Raw genomic sequence first — 17,771 nt, forward strand, 5'->3', positions numbered from 1 at the left:
GAGACGTCGTTTAGATAGAGAAAGAAGGGGGATTTAGAGTGAAGATCGGAGTTAATGCAAGAACTTTCTCAACAAAGGAACCTGGTGGTTCTGTTCAAGCGGCAAAAAACGTGACGCATGAGCTTGTGTCTGATTCAAATCATGAAGTCATTCTATTTGGACACCAATCAATCCAAAAAGAGTTCGCTACTACTGTCGTTGATGATTATTATATATCGGATCATAGGGCGTTCGGTGTATTATGGGAACGAACTGTGCTTCCATTGTTCGCGAAAAAATACGGGGTAGATGTTATTTTCGCTCCCAATGGGAATGGTCCCCTCACTAAAACCACTATCCCAGTCATAATGTGGGTTCATGATGTTGGTTCGAAAAAAGGGTGGATGGATCCACTTCACAAGACCTATAGAAATGTCACCTTACCGATAGCCTGTTCTGTAGCTAATAAAATAGTCACTCCATCTGAATTTTCAAAAAATGAGGTTATAGAAGAGTTGAATGTGGGCTCAGATAAAATAGAAGTAATATACAATGGGGTTGATCAATACTTTATCTCTGATAGAGATATCACGCCCTTAGATCTACCTGAAAAATACATCCTAGTTGTTTCTTCTGCCTTGGATTTTGGTAACAGGAAAAATCTGGATGCAGCTATTGATTCGTTCAGGATATTGAAAAACAAATACAATATGGAACATTCTCTTGTACTAGTCGGGCCAGAAAATGGGAATATTTATAATAAAACCCCATCGTTAGAGGATGAGATCCATATTACTGGATACATATCTGATTCCGAACTAAAGTACACGTATAAGAATGCTCATGTATTTTTGTATCCCTCATTGCATGAGGGGTTTGGGCTCCCCCCCTTGGAAGCCATGGCAACCGGGACACCTGTTGTTGCATCAAATGCTGCATCTATGCCCGAGATCCTAGATGATGGTGCAATACTAGTTAATCCGCATGATACAGAACAATTTGCAGAAGAAATACACAAGCTTTTAGTAGATGACGGATATCGTGCAAAAATGGAATGTCGTGGAAAAGAGCGTTCTAAAGAGTTTACTTGGGCAAATACTACCGATCTGCTTTTAGAGGTTTGCGAAGATATAGTCTAGATCATGTATTTAAGTTCCTTGTTTAGGAAAATATACACCTCATCTATCTCCGATACTTTTTCAAAGCCTGATTTAAGAAGAACGTCTTCAGAAATTGTCCCATGCCATTCAACTATAATCCACGGACAATGTTTTCTGAGCAATTCAATCTCTTCTTCAATAATTAATCTCTCAGCTCCCTCAATATCAGCAACTAGAGCGAATTTATCGAGATCATATTTGTTGACAAGATCTTTTAGAGATACTGTCCGAATACCACCAGAACGTTCTAGGACAGACTGTTCAGAATAATCTGTTGAATTGCTTAATGACACTGATGAGCTATTTGGGTGATATGCTTTTTTTATTATCTTATAGGATGCAGAATTCAGTTCTCGAGTTAACTCTAGTGCACTCCATAAGTTTTCATTCGCTTCTACTGCAAGATGTTCTTCCTCTTGAAGTGTTTCGTCTATATATGATGAAATATAACCAATACCCGCCCCCAGTTCAATAACAGGAATATCCGTGGGGAGGTATTTTTGTATAGCTAAGCGCTCAGATTGTTCATGCCAACCGAAATGAATTCTACCAATCTCATTATTTGAAATGCTCTCTGAAGAAGGGACAAGAATATCACCATCAGTTACTATATCACTCCTATTAAAATATCCATGCGATCGTGTAAGGATAGCAGTAGGAATATTTCTAAGAACTGTTTGCATTCCTTCTTCCTGATAGACAGAAACTGCCTTTTGTGCCAATCTTCTCATAGTCATAGATCCGCATTAGGCATCTATCTATAAACAACCATTGGAATTTACCTAATATAAGATATGGCACATACGTGCATAAATATACAATTTTGTACCAAAATCACTCAATCGTGATCAGATCAAAGATTAGTGAATCAAAACCCCTATACTCCAAAGGGTGATTCATGACCAATATGAAGATACTAGTTATCACTCGTGAATTCCCTCCTTATGTGGTTGGAGGTTTATCTTACCACCTAGAAAACCTCTATTCTGAAGTATCTAAGAAGGGCCATAATATAACAGTGATAGCTGGACGGCCTAGAAATGTCGATCCTATTGATTCAATTGATATAGATCCAAATATTGATGTTCATTGGATTGATTATCCGTCAATGGTTGCCTATCACCTCCAATTTCCGGCTTTCTTATACCGGGAAATAGGGAATCTATCCATAGATAAATACGATATCGCTGTTTCCCACACAGAATTACCGTTTTCACTTGAGATACCAACTGTATATAAGTTCCATGATGCAAAGCATGAGGGGAGGAAATATTATCGAAAGACGATGGGATCCCTTATGAAAGCACTAGAAACGGCACTTCAGCCTACTCGATCATGGGCAGCTCAACGGTCTCTTGACTTAGCCGACCATCTAATATTCAATAGTGCCCTTACAAGGAAAATTTGGAAAAGGGAATATACGATCACATCACCATCTGAAGTCATACATAATGGAGTAGACAGGGATATTTTCTATCCAAGGGATATAGAGAACGGGGAGTTTGTTCTATTTGTTGGAACAATACCTCGGAAAGGGTTGGGAAAAGTAATAGACTTCGCTGAAAAATCACCGTACCCAATATATGTTGCAGGGGATATAAAATTCAACTCAGATAACCTGCATTCACTTGGTCGTCTTAGCCAGAATCAACTCGCAAAATACTATAGTTCAGCGATAGCCACAATACACCCAGCTAAGTTTGAGGCTTTTGGTAATGTGATTCTGGAATCACTTGCCTGTGGCACGCCTGTTGTAGTCAGTGAATATTGTGGCGCTGCTGAGATCGTAGATGACTCCTGTGGTAGAGTAACTCCAAATCTATTAGCAGGAGTTGAAGCAGTTCGTGAGATAGAACAAGCTCCTTGTGTCCAAAAAGCCTCAAAATATTCCTGGGAGAACGTCGCAAACCAAACGATTGGCGTCTTCGAAAGAACTATTGCCTAACCAGTTTTTGATGATAGTCATAGAACATCCTCATACTTAATGAGTCAACGATAGACTCATTATCTGCTACCGTATTAATGAAAGTTACCATGCCAGAATACAGATCTGGATCTTCTCATTGGCTAAAAACTGGAGTTAGTATCTATTGTATTTTCTTCTCTTTCTTTGCTTTCCTTTCATTGCGTACCATCTATTCTTTTCCAATAACATTTAACTATGCCCTCTTAGGCTTATTATTCATCACTCCTATTCTTGTTTGCTTCTTGTGTGATCCGACTAAATTCATACTAACAATATTTCTAATTAGTACATCATTCATATCTATGTTAGTCGTTATTGGACCAAATGAGATGGGTCTGTTTGGTCATGACCCATATCTTCATACCCTTTCCGGCTACGAATCTTTTCAAAGTGGATGGGAACTATTCATCTCTTATGAAGGGGATTGGCCTGCGTTATACTCACTCACGTCGTTGGTAGTTTCCATATTAGAATCAGATGTAGAAACTGTTGGTAAATACCTTCCTCTAATAGTTACCTCAATCCCCGCTCTGCTTTTTATCGGACTGAGTCGGTCATTCTCTTCACAGATCTCCTTTCTTATTTCGATTGGAGTTGCATCAAGTCGTACTCTACTGCTATTTCAAACAAAATTCATAGAAGAGATGCTAGCGATTACGCTTCTATTTTCAATCATCTCTATGATATTCATCACATCTAACTATAAGAAACACCCATTTCTAATCATTCCTGTTCTAATTGCTACTTTATTCTCGCACCATTTCACTGCTTTACTTACTGTCTTTATCCTATTTATATGGGCTTTCATTCCAATTCTCCCACTTAACATAATTTCCGATAGATTAGAAACGATAAGAACTTCTACAAGAGTAAGGCCAATATATTCAATTATTGCAACACTCGTGTTATTATCTATTCTCTCTATGTTGTATATATCCTTCACAAAATGGGGGATTAATACCATTATTGGATCTATTTTCAATGGTACAACTCCTGCACCAAGTACTGATGCAACTGGACCAGGCTTTTTTGAATTTAGTAAACTTGCGCCACGCCAATTCATTTCTCGATCTGCTTTTGTAGTGTTAATAATACTATGTATAATTGTAGCTGGAGGCTTTTTATCTGAAAAGTTCCTTCTGGATTGGCAACAAGCTTGGGCAGTATTAGCTGGCTTATTGGGTGCGTCATATTTCTTTACATTGATAGGTGGGAAAGTAATCCCCCTAGATCCAATTCGTCTTTTCACCCCATTATTGCCAGTTATACTAACAGCAGCCATAGCAGTGCTGTATTTTCGTCAAATAAAGGTACCTCAGGAGCAAACAATTGCAATCATATTAGTAGTGCTTCTAATAGCAACTCAAATTGCTGCTATCCCTCCTCAATTGGTTAAGAATGATCAAACCGATATGGTTTATGGAGAGTCACATTATACGCCATCTGAATTTGCGATAGGCAACTGGGTCACAACTTATGGGGAAGAAGAGGTTATAGCTGAACAGCCACTCCTTTGGCACGCAAGTGATTATTCATCAATAGTCGAAAGGGGAGTAACTAACGAATGTAGGGGCTATAGTATCGAACGAGAACACTACGCTGGAACCAAACAATGGATACGCCCTCCTGAACAAGAGGTTATTTACAATTCGGGTGGAATTTCAGTTGGAGGCTGTCCCAGCACAATATAATGCGCCCCTAGCAAGGACTTCGTGAAAGCTACAAAGCAGAATATAGTATACTGATCTAATGCAAATAGATGCGCTTCGAGGATTTTTATCTATCCTATCTGCGAAGATCGGCACACTAATTTTGACATTAGCGATAACACCATTACTTGTTCGTTCATTAGGTAGTGCCCAGTATGGTGACTATTCGTTTATACTCTCATTGCTGGGATTGGCTATGATCATTATAAACGCAGGTATAAATGATGGTATTCGAAAATTTGTTGCAGAAGATCGATCAGGTCCAACCTGGGAGAGTAATGTTTTTGGATACTATACACGGCAAGGAGCACTATTAGCCAGTATTGGTGCTATTTTCTTTCTTGTGTTATCTGCCTCTGGAATTGTGGGAAACATAATTGGGCATAGATTTGAGTATTATCTCTACTTAGTCGCGATACTGATCTTTGGTAGGCAATTCTCCTCTATTATACGGAGTTCTCTCATGGGGAAAGGTTTAGAGCACATTTCTGAGCCACTCTTAGTGGTTGAAAAGATGATGTTCGCCTTTATAGGATTATCCCTCGCAATTATTGGGTACGGCGTAACAGGGGTCCTTATCGGACATATTCTAGCTAGTACCTTCGCTACAATTATTGGTCTATACTATATATCTGATAGATATAATTTACATTCAATTTTTCGCAACCCTCCGGAAGGGTTTCCTAAATTAGAATTATTGACCTTCAATTTATATAGTATAGTACTAATATTCCTTATGAATTCTCTCTATAATGTCGACATTATCTTGTTACAACCACTAGCCGGAAGCACAGCCACTGGTTATTACAAAGCATCTCTACTCATTGCGGAGTTTCTGTGGTTTGTGCCAATTGCAGCACAAACAGCTCTCCTTCATTCAACTTCGGAAATGTGGACCAAACGTGATCTTTCCGAGATCACAGATATCGCTGCACGCGTAACAAGATTCACAATTCTTTTTACACTATTGCTAGCCATTGGAATTGCTGCGTTAGCTGATCATTTTGTACCGCTTTATTTTGGGAAAGAGTTCACTGAATCAATAATCCCACTCTTATTGCTTCTCCCGGGCGCCCTAGGCTTTGCGATTGCTCGGCCAATTTTTGCAATTGGACAGGGGAAAGGTGAGCTCCGTCCCCTCATCATAGCGACAGGTCTTGCAGCACTAATCAATCTATTGCTAAATATTATCCTGATACCACGTTATAGTATGATCGGCGCCGCAGTTGCTACAAGTATTGGTTATGGTTCAATGCTCATATTCCATGGAATTGTTGCTCGAAAAATCGGCTATGATCCATTTGCCGATCTTCGCTTTGTACGCCTTGCTACCACATCAGTTTCATCCGCTCTACTTATCTTTGGCATTTCTTTTTTGATAAAGTCAGCTATTCTTTCGTTAATAGTTGTTCCCCCAGTAGGACTAATCATATATTTGGTGATCGCTGTTCGAACGCGTACGATTGACCATGAAGAGGTTCTGCCACTAGTTTCACGTATTCCGGAACCGTTCTCGAAGTGGATTCTTAGCTTCCTTCACCACATCAGCCATACTACTGGAGAGGGTAAGTAATCGTTCACGATGTTGATTTAGTTGCATAATCTTGTAACCGCTCTTCTGCCTCCTCCCGATCTTCGGGATACCCAACGTCGATCCGCCATCCCTCCAAGCCAATCGCATCGATCGTCCGCCCGCTCTGAATCAGCAAGTCGATCGCCTCACTGATCTCGTACTCCCCTCTATTAGACGGCTGCACCAGATGACACGCGTGAAAGATCGCGGGCGTAAACGTGTAGAACCCGGTCATCACCAGATTCGACGGCGGATCGTCGGGCTTCTCCACCACGTCCGTGATCTCACCGAATTTATTCGTATCACAGACCCCGTACCGGTCGGCCTCGTCCCACGGGACCTCCTCGACCAGGAACGCGGCGTCGGCGCGGTCCTCCCGCTGGCGACGCACGACGTCCTCGAGGTTCGCCTGGAACACGTTGTCGCCGAGCATCAGCATGAAGTCGTCGTCGATGTGCTCTTCGACGGTCAACAACGCGTGAGCCAGGCCCTGCTGCTCGCGCTGGTGACTGTACGTGATCGGAACGCCCTCGTACGCGTCGCCGTAGTGATCGATGATCTTCTCCTTGAGGTAGCCGACGACGACGATCAGCTCGTCGGCGCCCAGCGACACCAGTTGATCGAAACAGTGGGTGAGAATCGGTTTGTCGTCGACCTCGACCATTCCCTTGGGTTTGTCCTCGGTGAGCGGTCGGAGCCGCGTTCCTTCGCCCGCCGCGAGTACGACTGCTTTCATACGCGACGTATTGATGACGGGAACCCATATAGAAACGGGGTGTCATCCAATCCGGTTTGCACGTGCAAAACGGTTATGGGGCTCGCTTCCGAACGGACCGATATGAGTCAGGGACGCGACGATGCGGGCCGGTTCGAGGAGACCGTCACCGAACAGGACATCCTCAAGGTCTTCGACTACGAGGACGATCCAGTTCTCACGACGACGGAAGTCGCCGACGGTCTTCGACGGTTCGGCAAATCCATCACCTCGGAAGGCGTCCGCCGCCGACTCGAGGGGATGACCGAGGAGGGCCTGGTGAGCCGGAAGAAGTTCGGCGCGAGAGCGGTCGGCTGGTGGGCGGAGGTCGCACCGGAACTCGACGCCGAAACCGTCGACCGCGTCGAGACTCGAAAGGAGTCCGACGAGTGGACGGAACTGTAACGACGGATGGCGAGGGTACTGTTACACCCGGACGTGGAGAAGCGACTCGAGTCGCTCCCGAACGATATCGAAGACCGAATTCGATCCAAATTGAGCGACGCCGGGGCGAACCCCGAACGGCATTTGAAGCCGCTGAAGGGCCGCGAAGAGTATTCGCTCCGGATCGGCAAACGACGGGCGATTATCGACTGGGACGGGCAACGAGGCGAACTGAGAGTGCTGGAGATCGACACTCGAGATAACGTCTACGACTGACATCCTCCCGCGCCGGAAGAGGTGACGGATCATGCACGACGAATCCACCACCGACGAGACCGAAAACGAGGAAATTTCGATGGATGACACCGAAGCCGAGGCCGAGTTCCTCGAGGATCGAGACCCGGAAGCGTACCCGTCGACGCTCCGGATTACCTCTGACTCGGAGGACGCCCACCGACGGGGAGCGCTCGAGCGCCTCGAGCGCTGGGAGAACGGCGAGGAGGTCCCGCACGTCATCAACTTCCAGAAACCGAGCGATCTCCGGGCGCTGCTCACGGACCGACGGATCGAACTCCTTCGGAGCATCATGGCCGAGCGACCGGACAGTATCCGTCGGCTGGCCGAGCGCCTCGACCGCGACGTCAAGACGGTCCACGACGACCTCCAGGTACTGGCCGAGTACGATATCGTTCACTTCGAGCAGGCCGGGCGGGCGAAGCGTCCGTTCGTCCCGTACGAGAGCATCGAGGTCAGCCTCGAGATTTCGACACCGAACCCGGCCGACGATATCGCACCGGCCTGACCTGGCGAGACGAGGACGAGCGCCGGGTTGAAGGCCGCGATGATCGAGAGCGGACGGTCCCGTCCCCCGATTCGGCGTCGATTCGAGGGAACTCCACTCGAGGGACTCGGCCCACGGTTCAAGTGCGATGGCGAACTACCTCCGGTATGAGCCAGATGGGGACGGCGATCGTTCGCGAGCTCCACGACGAACCGCACCTCGAGGGGAGGCGACTGACGGTTCAGTTCATCAAGACACAGGTCGAAGATCGAAGACTCGAGCCACGGACGGTCGCCAATCGGCACGACCTCGACGTGGCGGACGTCTACCGAGCGCTCACATACTATCACGACCATCCCGACGAGATGCGAACGGTCGAGAACCAGCGTCGGAAGGCCGCCGACGAGTACGCGGAATTGACGACCGATCCCGATACAGTCCGCGAATGACGTCTCGATTGATCCCCCACTACGACTCTCGGCTCGCCACGACTCACGTCTCGATACGCGCCTCGAAACGCTACGAACGGATAAGTCCCTGCCGTCACCTCGTACAGCCATGAACGCTCGCAAACGCGTGCTGGTCCGACTCGAGCGGACGATGGCCTACTGGGGACTTCTGAAGCATCCTTTCGGCCGGGAGTACGTCCGGGAGCATTACTCGCCGACGGGCAAACAGCGGAAAGACCCCGAGGAGACGGTGGTCGACATCCCCACGGTCGGGTCGGCCGACCCCGACGCGTAACGCCGACGAAACCGAACAGTCTGTAGAACATCACCACTCCCTTCGAGCCTGACAACCGACAGTGGGTATGCGGGGATTCGAACCCCGGGCCTGCTGACCTGCTGTCCGAGCACTCCCCTCTCGCGAACGACGCGCCGCGCGGACTCGCGCCCCTCGCCCGACCCACGTCGACGGTTCAGCGGTTCTTCCGGACTGAACTACACACCCCTGACTCGAGTGACGACCACGACGCCAGGCAAAAAGTCATCGGACGGCAAACCGCGACAACCCGAGAGCGACCCTTACGGAAATCGAGGAAAAAGCCCCGCCCTTTAGGGCGGGGATGAATCCGACACTACCCTTCACAGACCGACGTTCGATGGCACGACTGGATATTTCACGCTACGTAATCCACATATTCAAGTAACCAGTTCTACATAGGTTACGTATGGCGAAACAGGTCGTCACGCGCACATACACTGCTTCAATCAGGAACCAGCAACAGGTGCAAGACGACCTCGATTCGCTCGGGTTCGCCGCCAGTAAACTCTGGAACGTCGGACGGTGGACGTGCAGTCGCGTCTGGAATGAAATCGACTACATCCCCGAACACAACGAACTCACCGCCTACCTCAAGTCGCACGAACGCTATGATGACCTGCATTCTCAGTCAAGTCAGCGAGTCCTTCAAGAACTCGCTGAGGCGTTCAACGGCTGGTACGGCAAACGGCAAAACGGAGACACACGAGCGAACCCGCCCGGCTACCGCAAACACAACGACGAACACCCACGAAGCACGGTCACCTTCAAGAACAAAGGCTTCAAACTCGACACTCAGTACAACCGAGTCCGACTCTCAAAGGGGTCGAATCTCAAGGAGTATTGGTCGGACTTCATCCTCTGCGAATACCAGGCTCGTCCTGATGTAGATCTCTCCGCTGTGGAGAGCGTCCAACAGGTTCGGGCGGTCTGGACGGGCGATGAGTGGGAACTGCACTTTGTGTGCAAAGTCGAGATCGAAACATCCGACTTGCCCGGTGAGAAGACGTGGGTGTTGACCTCGGGATCAACAACTTCGCCGCCCTCGCATACGAAGACGGTCACGCCGAGTTGTATCCACTCAACTGCCTGAAGCAGGACGACTACTACTTCAGCAAGCGTCTCGCCTGCTGTGACAACTCGGACTCTGAGCAAGCCACGCGGTTGAACCAGAAGAAGTCGGCTCGCCGCACCCACTACTTCCATATACTCTCGAAACACATCGTTCAGCGATGTGTTGACGAGGACGTTGGAACGATCGTGGTGGGTGACCTCTCCGGTATCTGCGAAGACGAGGAGAACGGTGAGTCAAAGAACTGGGGCAAGCACGGCAACCTCGACTTGCACTCGTGGGCGTTCGATCGTTTCACCAACCTGCTCAAATACAAAGCCGAGATGGAAGGCATCACGGTTGAGCAGGTCTCGGAGCGTGACACCTCGAAGTCGTGTTCGTGTTGTGGTCGGAAGCGTAAGGCGAACCGTGTTGAACGCGGACTGTACGTGTGTGATGACTGCGAGACGGTGGCGAACGCGGATGTGAACGGTGCTGAGAACATTCGACAGAAAGTATCTCCGAGTCCCGCCACGAATGGCGGTGATAGGAGTAACGGCTGGTTGGCACAGCCATCGACATTCCTGTTAGACAAGGAGATTGGTGCGTTCGCACCTCAAGAACAGGTCACGTCGTAAACCACAATCTCCCAACGCGGGAATCCTCGCCCTTCAGGGCTGGGAGGATGTCAACGCTCGACCGAGCTCAGGAAGAACGACGAGAACACGGTCTGGAGGCCGATGACGATCGCGGTGAAGGCGATCAGCGCCCCCATCGTGAACTCGAGCGAGCCGAACCCGCTCGAGATCCACTGGTAGACCAGTCCCGCGGCGTACAGCCCCCCGGCAGCAAAGACCAGGAGGCCGGCCGTCGCGCCGTGCTCGAGCGATAGCGATCCGATCACCCGTTCCGTGATCGGGTCTTCGGGCTTCTGGATCGGATCGCTCGTCACCGCGGCGAACACCCCGAGGCTCGCAACCTGATAGCCGACGATGGTCAACAAACTCCCGGCGATCATCGAGTGCAGTCCTAGCGACACGCCGTTGATCGACGCCTCGGAGTATGCGACTCCCATCACGGCCATCCCGAGCAGGCTCATCAGCATTCCGGGTACCGAAAACAGGAATCCGGGCGCGTTGACGAGCATGAAACGGACGTGTCGCCAGCCGTCGCGGAAGCTCTCGAGGGTCTCCTCGCCCTCGCGCTCGTGGTAGATGATCGGCGTCTCCTCGATCACGAGGTCCTTCGCGCCGGCTTCCATGATCATCTCGCTGGCGAACTCCATCCCGGTCGTCTCGAGCTCCATCTCGTCGAGTGCCTGCCGGCGGAACACGCGAAAGCCGCTGTGGGCGTCGCTCACGCCGGCCCGGTAGAACGCGTTCAGAAACTTCGTCAGCAGCGGGTTGCCGACGTACTGGTGGAGCGTCGGCATCGCGCCGGGTCTGATCTCCCCCTCGAGGCGACTCCCCATCACCATGTCCGCGCCGGTCTCCTCGAGGTGACTGAGCAGCCGCGGGATGTCCTTGAAGTCGTAGGTCGTGTCGGCGTCGCCCATCGCGATGTAGTCGCCGCGGGCCCGTTCGAACGCGTACCGGTAGGCGTAGCCGTAGCCGGGCTGATCCGGTTCGACGACGATGGCCCCCAGCTCCCGCGCGATCTCGGGCGTTCGATCGGTCGAACTGTCGCTGATGATGATCTCGGTCGGCAGTTGCAGCTCCTCGACCGCCGATTTGATCCAGTTGATACAGGTTTCGATCCCCTCCTCCTCGTTCAGCGTCGGCATCACGACGGACAACGTCGGCTCGACGTCGCTCCCTCGGTCCACCAGGAGGTCGTCCGCAGACCGACGCTCGAGGCCCCGGTCCGCCTCGAGAGGGCGATCAGTCGAGGACGACTGGTTAGATTGTGATTTCGAAGACATCGTTGAGTTCGTATGTGCTCCCCCGCACGCTCAAAGTGTATCGCGACTGGCCTCTTAACAGTAGCTATTCATATTCCTCGGAAACTGACTATCCGTAAAGAGACGAGGCTCGCGCACTAGGATACTACTGACTTGTAGCTCCTGAATACAACCGGCGCGGAGAGCCCGCTACGGCGTGCAAACGGCCGATGGGTGGCTTCTCGGTCGCGTTGCACATTGTCACGGGTAGTCAGTCGCAGAAATATCGGATAGAAATGAATAGTTCAACGATGACGTCAACTGGATGCGATTCGGACGTGTTAGGGTGGACGAACGGGGCTTCGATTTGCGAAATAGTTCGGTCCGGTCGAAATACGCGACATTGAAGACGTTCCGGAACCGCAGTAGCAGAAAAGAACACGAACAGTCGGGAGTAACCGGTTACAATTCGGGAAGATCCGTGGATTTAACACGGTCAGATGCAATGTGTAAGCCGTTATGCAACAATCCGTGGGAGGTGATGCCGTCGTGCATCCCGTGATCGATGCACTCGAGGGGGCCGACTGTTCGTTTTGCGACGGCGGAACGCTCGTTCGAGAGGAGTACAAGGGGAAGAACGCCGTTGTCTGCGAGTCCTGCGACACGCCCGGCGTCCAACTTTGGTAACGCCCTCGGGCGACCCGTTTTTCGCGACCCGATACCGGTGATCAGCCACCACCGGAGATCGCAGGGTTCTCGTAGGTGACCGACAGTTGTACCGGCATGCAGAATCAGCGCGTTCTCATCACGGGTGGGGCAGGGTTTATCGGCTCCAATCTGGCGAATCACCTCGCGGACGACAACGACGTCGTCGCGATCGACGACGAGTACCTCGGGACGCCCGAGAACCTCGAGTCCGCCGTCGACTACCGAAACCGGAGCGTCCTCGAGGACGACCTCCCGACGGACGTCGACGTCGTCTTCCACCTCGCGGCGCTGTCCTCCTACGCGATGCACGAGGAGGATCCCACGACGGGCGCTCGCGTCAACGTCGAGGGGTTCGTCAACGTCGTCGATCAGGCCCGACAGGACGGCTGCGACACCGTCGTCTACGCCTCCACCTCCTCGATTTACGGGAGCCAGACCGACCCCTCTCCGGAGGACATGCCGGTCTCGGTCAACACCGGCTACGAGGCCTCCAAGCTCGCCCGCGAACGCTACGGCGAGTACTTCGCCAATCACTACGATATGGACGTCGCCGGCATGCGCTTCTTCTCGGTCTACCAGGGATACGGCGGCGCCGAGGAGCACAAGGGCGAGTACGCGAACGTGATCGCCCAGTTCGCCGACGACCTCGCCAGCGGCGACGCCCCGGTCCTCTACGGCGACGGCACCCAGACGAGGGACTTCACCCACGTCGACGACATCGTCCGCGGCCTCGAGCTCGCCGCGGATCACGAACTCACCGGCGTCTACAACCTCGGCACGGGTGACGCCTACAGCTTCAACGAACTCGTCGGAATGCTCAACGACGAACTCGGGACCGACATCGACCCCGAGTACATCGAGAATCCCATCCCCGAGGACGTCTACGTCCACGACACCTGCGCCGACTCGAGCAAGATGCGGGAGGACACCGGCTGGGAACCCGAAATCGCGCTCGAGGAGGGGATCGAGCAGGTGTGTGAGCCGTACCGCTAGTCACCACTAGTGGAACTAGGGCCTCGTACTAGTTGCGAACGCTCGACTGCCCCCGTCGATCGGAGCCAACGCCCGAATCAGTGTCGAGCGGGAGGTGACTGAAATCGCAACCGCGACGCGGTCGGAGCGATCACCGCGCTCCCGATCGTCGCCTCGGTCCACCGGCAGATCACCGCCGCAAGAACGCCCAGCGGCCGGAGGCGGGGGCCGTCCGAGGACCGGGACCGGGATCGGGACCGGGACCGAGACGCGATTCTCCTCGAGACGGCCGTCGCTGGGCGCGGAAGCCGCCGGCCCCACCGCACTAGTCGTCTGACTTCGGAATATCCGAACCGCAACTCGTACAGATGTTCGGTTGCCACGGCACGGTCTGTTTGACGGATCCGTCGTCACCGCACTCCGGACACGCCGTAACCAGTTGCTGCTCCCGATCGTCCCCCATACCGGACTCGTTGTGGTAACGAGTAATGAAAGTTCCGTAGTATAATATTTATTGAAGTGACTGAAATGCAATTATGGATTAGCGAGATAATGGATTGCCACCTGGTGGTAACCAAAATAGGTTCGCCATTCGAAAACTCGCGGAAGGCGACTGGAGACGGATCCGTTACCCCGAATCCCGGGACACGAGCGGTGCTCGTTGCGGCCGATCGTCGACGTAATACGGAGTTACGGCCGTTCAATGGACTGAACCGGGCGGAGCGTAGCCGAGGGCGGTGGTCCCGCAACTGATCGTCGGACTCGTCGCGTGTCTGGGTAGGCGGATCCAAACTATGGCTAGCGGGATGCATGGAACGATAGACCTACCCGAGTATGGCAAGCGATTCGTCCTCGAGGAGCGACGCACCCGGGTCACCCGAACGGTCCGTCGCGATCCGCTGTACCGGCATCGGCCACGAGTACGCGGGCAGTTCCTCCTGGTTCGGGTCCGGCCCCGATCGGTCGGTCACGGCCCTGAAGAACGTTTCCCTCGAGATCGAGACCGGCGAGGTCGTCGGGCTGATCGGCCCCAGCGGCAGCGGCAAGTCGACGGTCCTGCACGCAATCGCCGGGCTGATCGTGCCGACCGGCGGGACCGTCGAACTGCTCGGCGACGACCTCACCGCGTGTTCGGAGCGCGAGCGGACCCGAATTCGCCGCCAGCGGGTCGGACTCGTCTTCCAGCAGTTTCACCTCCTCCCGTCGCTGACGGCGGTCGCCAACGTCGCTCTGCCCCTCGTGCAGTTGGGATACGGCCGATCGGAACGACGCCTGCGCGCCGAGCGGCGACTCGAGCAGGTCGGACTGGCCGACCGCACCACCCACCGACCCGGCGAACTCAGCGGTGGCGAGCGCCAGCGCGTCGCCATCGCACGTGCCCTCGTCACCGACCCGGACGTAATCCTGGCCGACGAACCGACGGGGGAACTAGACACGGAGACGGGGATGGCCGTTCTCGACGACCTCGTCGACGCCGCCCGAGACCGGACGGTCGTTCTGGCGACCCACGACGAGCGAGCGGTCGACCGAACGGAGCGGGTGATCTCCCTCCTCGACGGGACGGTGGTCGACGATGATCGATGAGGACCCGACCGAACGTACCGCCCGCGACCGGTGGGTCGCGATCGTTCGCTTCGCCGGCGGACGAATCGCGACGCAGGCCCGGCAAACGCCGCGCCGGACCGCCGTGACCGTCGGCCTCGTCGCGATCACGATCGCCGTGCTCGTCATCGTCACCGGAATCGGCGTCGCACTCGCGGACGAGACGACCTCCAAGGACGAAGCTGACCTCCGCGTCGTGCCCCACGAGGGGGGAACGCTGTCGCCGGTCGTCGGGGTCGAGGGACCCCGACTCGGCGACGTCCACGATCGAACGGCGACGATCGACGACCGGGAAGACGTCGACTACGCGATGCCCGTCCTCGTTGAAGTCATCGAGATCCGAACGCGTGGATCGGACGACTCGACGACTGTACTCGCCATCGGCGTCGTCCCTCGTGAGGGGTCTCCGCCGGTCGGCGGCGTTTCGACCAGCGTTCTCGAGCCCGGCGACCCTCACTACGCGGACGGTAACTACGACGGTCAGCGGACGGGTGACGTCGTGCTTTCCTCGGGCGCCGCCGAGCAACTCGAAGCGTCGGAAACGGATCCGTTGCTCGTCAGGAGTCCGCGGACCGGCGCCGTCTCACAGGCCCACGAAGTGACCGCGATCGAGGACGCCGAGTCCGGGGGAGTGACGAGCGAACTGCCAGTTGTCGTCCTCCGGCTGAGCGAACTGCAATCGCTAACGGGCGCCGACGAGGAGGACCTCGCCGATCAGGTCCTCGTCGGAACGGAGTCCGCCGACGCGAAAGCGGCCCTCGAGGAGACCTACCCGAACGCGACGATCGAGTCCGGCGCGGACGGCGGGATGACCGCGTTGCGGGACGATACGCTCGCGCTGGCGACGAGCGCCGTCGCCCTGGTCGTCGGTATCGGCATCTGTGCGCTGTTCGTCACCACCGCCTCGGCACTCCTCGTCGAACGCGAGCGCCGGACCCTCGCGGTCCTCGCGGCGGTCGGCTTCGCCGGCCGTTCCCGACTCGCCGTCATCGCCGTCATGACCCTCGCGCTCACGCTCGCCGGCGGTGCGGTCGGGATCGCGCTCGGCTACGCGGGCGTTGCGCTCGCGAACTACGTGGCAATGACCACGGTCACGTCGTCGCCGATCGCGACGACTGATCCGCTGTTCGTGCCCTACGCGCTCGGGGTGTCGGTCGTCGCCGGCCTGCTCGCGCTCCCGTACCCCCTGTATCTCACCACGAAAACGGACGTCGTCGCCGAACTCGGACAGTGACCGTGATCCGAACGCTCCGCAAGATCGCCGCGGTCGGACGCCTCTCGACGGCCCAGCTCCGCCACGACCTCGGTCGCACCGTGCTGGTGATCGTCGCGATCGCCCTGGCGGTACTCGCGGTGACGCTGCTCGCGAGCCTCGGGCTCGGCGTGCTCGAGACGGGCCAGGATCGGTTCGACGAGGCCGATCAGGACGTCTGGATCACGGGCGGTTCGATCGAGCTCACGGCGACCGGCGGGATGGAGAACCCGATCACCGATTCCCACCGCCTCGCGGCCGACGTCGCGGAGCGCGACGACGTCGAGAGCGCGTCCCCGATCGCGTTCCACGCCGTCTACGCGGGCACGGACCCCTCGAACCTCGAACTCGTCTCGGGCGTCGGCGTCCCGAACGAGCACGGGGGACTGACGCTCGAGGAAGGGGACGGGTTCTCCGAGGGGGACGTCCACTACGGGGACGGCGACTACGACGGACCGATGACCGAGGAGGTGATCGTCGATCCGGGAACAGCGGAGCGGTTCGACGTCGGGGTCGGCGACTCGATCTACGTCGGCACGAATCCGGATACCGCGGCGGAACGCGAGTTCACCGTCGTCGGCATCTCGTCGTCGTACTCGCAGTTCCTCGGGACTTCTACCGTGACGATGCCGTTGAGCGAACTGCAGGAGATTGCGGGAACGACCGGAACGGACCGAGCGGCGTTCGTGACCGCGACGGTCGCCGACGGCGCCGATCGGGACGCGGTCAGCGACGAACTGCAGTCGGAGTATCCGGCGTACGACGTCCGGACGAGCGAGGAGCAGTTCGAGTCGATGTTCGAAGACCAGGTTCTGCTCCTCGCCAGCGGCGTCGCGCTCGTCGCCCTCGCCGTCCTCGCGGGCGTCGTCTTGACGGTGAACCTGTTGGCGCTCGTCGCGGCACAACAGCGCGAGGAGCTCGCGGCGTTGCGCGCGATCGGGCTCTCGCGGGGCGTGATCGCGGGACTCGTCGGCGGCCAGGGGGTCGTCCTGGGGCTCTGCGGGGGCGCCCTCGGACTGCTCGCGACGCCGCCGGCCGCGCTGGCGCTGAACGCGCTCGCCGCGGCGCTGGTCGGTTTCGAGAACCTGTTGCGAACGCCACCCGCGGTCTACGCGCTCGGCTTCGGAATCGCGGTCGGCGTCGGCACGGTCGCCGCCGTCGTCGCCGGGTGGCGCGCCAGTCTGTACGCGCGATTCGAGACGCTCATCTGAGACCGGCGACGGCCGACTCGAGAGAGAC

Annotated in this window: 19 protein-coding genes, 1 tRNA gene and 1 pseudogene; 15 read left to right on the forward strand and 6 right to left on the reverse strand. The window is 54.6% G+C overall.

Features of this window, described 5'->3' with window-relative positions:
• The first annotated feature begins 38 nt into the window (after positions 1-38).
• Positions 39-1,118, forward strand: a complete 1,080-nt coding sequence (locus J0X25_RS31420) for a glycosyltransferase family 4 protein (protein WP_207287836.1) — start codon at positions 39-41, stop codon at positions 1,116-1,118.
• Here the strand turns inward: J0X25_RS31420 and J0X25_RS31425 are convergent.
• Positions 1,115-1,876: an FkbM family methyltransferase gene (locus tag J0X25_RS31425; protein ID WP_207287837.1), complete on the reverse strand. Its 762-nt coding sequence runs from the start codon at positions 1,874-1,876 to the stop codon at positions 1,115-1,117. The genes J0X25_RS31420 and J0X25_RS31425 overlap by 4 nt on opposite strands.
• Positions 1,877-2,037: 161 nt before the next feature.
• On the opposite strand from J0X25_RS31425, the gene J0X25_RS31430 reads away from it, so the two are divergent.
• Positions 2,038-3,084: a glycosyltransferase family 4 protein gene (locus J0X25_RS31430; protein ID WP_226776970.1), complete on the forward strand. Its 1,047-nt coding sequence runs from the start codon at positions 2,038-2,040 to the stop codon at positions 3,082-3,084.
• Positions 3,085-3,805: 721 nt separating this feature from the next.
• On the opposite strand, the gene J0X25_RS31435 is transcribed toward J0X25_RS31430, so the two are convergent.
• The gene (locus J0X25_RS31435) at positions 3,806-4,168 is read right to left on the reverse strand and encodes a hypothetical protein (protein ID WP_207287839.1); all 363 of its coding nucleotides are present in this window, start codon (positions 4,166-4,168) and stop codon (positions 3,806-3,808) included.
• A 19-nt stretch (positions 4,169-4,187) separates the two neighbouring features.
• Here J0X25_RS31435 and J0X25_RS31440 point away from each other — a divergent pair, with 19 nt between their 5' ends.
• Positions 4,188-4,796, forward strand: a complete 609-nt coding sequence (locus J0X25_RS31440) for a hypothetical protein (protein ID WP_207287840.1) — start codon at positions 4,188-4,190, stop codon at positions 4,794-4,796.
• A 58-nt stretch (positions 4,797-4,854) separates the two neighbouring features.
• Positions 4,855-6,387, forward strand: a complete 1,533-nt coding sequence (locus J0X25_RS31445; protein WP_207287841.1) for an oligosaccharide flippase family protein — start codon at positions 4,855-4,857, stop codon at positions 6,385-6,387.
• Between the two features lie 4 nt (positions 6,388-6,391).
• Here the strand turns inward: J0X25_RS31445 and aglF are convergent, their stop codons facing one another.
• Positions 6,392-7,123: a UTP--glucose-1-phosphate uridylyltransferase AglF gene (gene aglF, locus J0X25_RS31450; protein ID WP_207287842.1), complete on the reverse strand. Its 732-nt coding sequence runs from the start codon at positions 7,121-7,123 to the stop codon at positions 6,392-6,394.
• 102 nt (positions 7,124-7,225) lie between these two features.
• On the opposite strand from aglF, the gene J0X25_RS31455 reads away from it, so the two are divergent.
• The 5 genes from J0X25_RS31455 (at position 7,226) to J0X25_RS31475 (ending at position 9,050) form a co-directional block, all read left to right on the forward strand.
• Complete coding sequence (locus tag J0X25_RS31455; protein WP_207287843.1) at positions 7,226-7,546, forward strand: winged-helix domain-containing protein; 321 nt, start codon at positions 7,226-7,228, stop codon at positions 7,544-7,546.
• Between the two features lie 6 nt (positions 7,547-7,552).
• Positions 7,553-7,801, forward strand: a complete 249-nt coding sequence (locus tag J0X25_RS31460) for a type II toxin-antitoxin system RelE family toxin (protein ID WP_207287844.1) — start codon at positions 7,553-7,555, stop codon at positions 7,799-7,801.
• A 31-nt stretch (positions 7,802-7,832) separates the two neighbouring features.
• Complete coding sequence (locus tag J0X25_RS31465) at positions 7,833-8,327, forward strand: HVO_A0114 family putative DNA-binding protein (RefSeq protein ID WP_225896661.1); 495 nt, start codon at positions 7,833-7,835, stop codon at positions 8,325-8,327.
• A 146-nt stretch (positions 8,328-8,473) separates the two neighbouring features.
• Entirely contained in the window at positions 8,474-8,755 is a 282-nt protein-coding gene (locus J0X25_RS31470) for a DUF433 domain-containing protein (RefSeq protein WP_207287845.1), read from the forward strand.
• Between the two features lie 109 nt (positions 8,756-8,864).
• Positions 8,865-9,050, forward strand: coding sequence for a hypothetical protein (locus J0X25_RS31475; RefSeq protein WP_207287846.1), 186 nt, complete (start codon positions 8,865-8,867; stop codon positions 9,048-9,050).
• Positions 9,051-9,112: 62 nt separating this feature from the next.
• Here the strand turns inward: J0X25_RS31475 and J0X25_RS31480 are convergent.
• Positions 9,113-9,257: transfer RNA gene (locus tag J0X25_RS31480), tRNA-OTHER, on the reverse strand.
• Between the two features lie 220 nt (positions 9,258-9,477).
• On the opposite strand from J0X25_RS31480, the pseudogene J0X25_RS31485 reads away from it, so the two are divergent.
• Positions 9,478-10,757, forward strand: a pseudogene (locus tag J0X25_RS31485) (RNA-guided endonuclease InsQ/TnpB family protein).
• Between the two features lie 50 nt (positions 10,758-10,807).
• On the opposite strand, the gene J0X25_RS31490 reads toward J0X25_RS31485, so the two are convergent.
• Positions 10,808-12,040, reverse strand: a complete 1,233-nt coding sequence (locus tag J0X25_RS31490) for a glycosyltransferase family 2 protein (protein ID WP_207287847.1) — start codon at positions 12,038-12,040, stop codon at positions 10,808-10,810.
• Positions 12,041-12,517: 477 nt separating this feature from the next.
• Here J0X25_RS31490 and J0X25_RS31495 point away from each other — a divergent pair, with 477 nt between their 5' ends.
• Positions 12,518-12,685, forward strand: coding sequence for an HVO_A0556 family zinc finger protein (locus J0X25_RS31495; protein ID WP_207287848.1), 168 nt, complete (start codon positions 12,518-12,520; stop codon positions 12,683-12,685).
• A gap of 96 nt (positions 12,686-12,781) precedes the next feature.
• Complete coding sequence (locus J0X25_RS31500) at positions 12,782-13,699, forward strand: NAD-dependent epimerase/dehydratase family protein (protein WP_207287849.1); 918 nt, start codon at positions 12,782-12,784, stop codon at positions 13,697-13,699.
• A gap of 304 nt (positions 13,700-14,003) precedes the next feature.
• On the opposite strand, the gene J0X25_RS31505 is transcribed toward J0X25_RS31500, so the two are convergent.
• Positions 14,004-14,141 carry a hypothetical protein gene (locus tag J0X25_RS31505; RefSeq protein ID WP_207287850.1) on the reverse strand — a complete coding sequence of 46 codons (138 nt, stop codon included), beginning with the start codon at positions 14,139-14,141 and terminating at the stop codon, positions 14,004-14,006.
• Positions 14,142-14,512: 371 nt separating this feature from the next.
• Between J0X25_RS31505 and J0X25_RS31510 the strand changes: the two genes are divergently transcribed.
• The 3 genes from J0X25_RS31510 to J0X25_RS31520 are packed head-to-tail and all read left to right on the forward strand — an operon-like array spanning position 14,513 to position 17,743.
• The gene (locus J0X25_RS31510) at positions 14,513-15,262 is read left to right on the forward strand and encodes an ABC transporter ATP-binding protein (RefSeq protein ID WP_207287851.1); all 750 of its coding nucleotides are present in this window, start codon (positions 14,513-14,515) and stop codon (positions 15,260-15,262) included.
• Positions 15,252-16,514: an ABC transporter permease gene (locus J0X25_RS31515; RefSeq protein WP_207287852.1), complete on the forward strand. Its 1,263-nt coding sequence runs from the start codon at positions 15,252-15,254 to the stop codon at positions 16,512-16,514. Before J0X25_RS31510 ends, J0X25_RS31515 begins: the two co-directional genes overlap by 11 nt.
• A 2-nt stretch (positions 16,515-16,516) precedes the next feature.
• Complete coding sequence (locus J0X25_RS31520; RefSeq protein WP_207287853.1) at positions 16,517-17,743, forward strand: ABC transporter permease; 1,227 nt, start codon at positions 16,517-16,519, stop codon at positions 17,741-17,743.
• Positions 17,744-17,771: the final 28 nt, after the last annotated feature.

Source organism: Haloterrigena alkaliphila (assembly GCF_017352155.2).
Lineage (GTDB): Archaea > Halobacteriota > Halobacteria > Halobacteriales > Natrialbaceae > Haloterrigena > Haloterrigena alkaliphila.

Coding starts and splice junctions, on each gene's coding strand:
- J0X25_RS31425 (WP_207287837.1), bottom strand. CDS start 1,876: ATGACTATGAGAAGATTGGCACAAAAGGCAGTTTCTGTCTATCAGGAA.
- J0X25_RS31430 (WP_226776970.1), top strand. CDS start 2,038: ATGACCAATATGAAGATACTAGTTATCACTCGTGAATTCCCTCCTTAT.
- J0X25_RS31435 (WP_207287839.1), bottom strand. CDS start 4,168: ATGAATTGGCGTGGCGCAAGTTTACTAAATTCAAAAAAGCCTGGTCCA.
- J0X25_RS31445 (WP_207287841.1), top strand. CDS start 4,855: ATGCAAATAGATGCGCTTCGAGGATTTTTATCTATCCTATCTGCGAAG.
- aglF (WP_207287842.1), bottom strand. CDS start 7,123: ATGAAAGCAGTCGTACTCGCGGCGGGCGAAGGAACGCGGCTCCGACCG.
- J0X25_RS31455 (WP_207287843.1), top strand. CDS start 7,226: ATGAGTCAGGGACGCGACGATGCGGGCCGGTTCGAGGAGACCGTCACC.
- J0X25_RS31460 (WP_207287844.1), top strand. CDS start 7,553: ATGGCGAGGGTACTGTTACACCCGGACGTGGAGAAGCGACTCGAGTCG.
- J0X25_RS31465 (WP_225896661.1), top strand. CDS start 7,833: ATGCACGACGAATCCACCACCGACGAGACCGAAAACGAGGAAATTTCG.
- J0X25_RS31470 (WP_207287845.1), top strand. CDS start 8,474: ATGAGCCAGATGGGGACGGCGATCGTTCGCGAGCTCCACGACGAACCG.
- J0X25_RS31475 (WP_207287846.1), top strand. CDS start 8,865: ATGAACGCTCGCAAACGCGTGCTGGTCCGACTCGAGCGGACGATGGCC.
- J0X25_RS31490 (WP_207287847.1), bottom strand. CDS start 12,040: ATGTCTTCGAAATCACAATCTAACCAGTCGTCCTCGACTGATCGCCCT.
- J0X25_RS31495 (WP_207287848.1), top strand. CDS start 12,518: ATGCAACAATCCGTGGGAGGTGATGCCGTCGTGCATCCCGTGATCGAT.
- J0X25_RS31500 (WP_207287849.1), top strand. CDS start 12,782: ATGCAGAATCAGCGCGTTCTCATCACGGGTGGGGCAGGGTTTATCGGC.
- J0X25_RS31505 (WP_207287850.1), bottom strand. CDS start 14,141: ATGGGGGACGATCGGGAGCAGCAACTGGTTACGGCGTGTCCGGAGTGC.
- J0X25_RS31510 (WP_207287851.1), top strand. CDS start 14,513: ATGGCAAGCGATTCGTCCTCGAGGAGCGACGCACCCGGGTCACCCGAA.
- J0X25_RS31515 (WP_207287852.1), top strand. CDS start 15,252: ATGATCGATGAGGACCCGACCGAACGTACCGCCCGCGACCGGTGGGTC.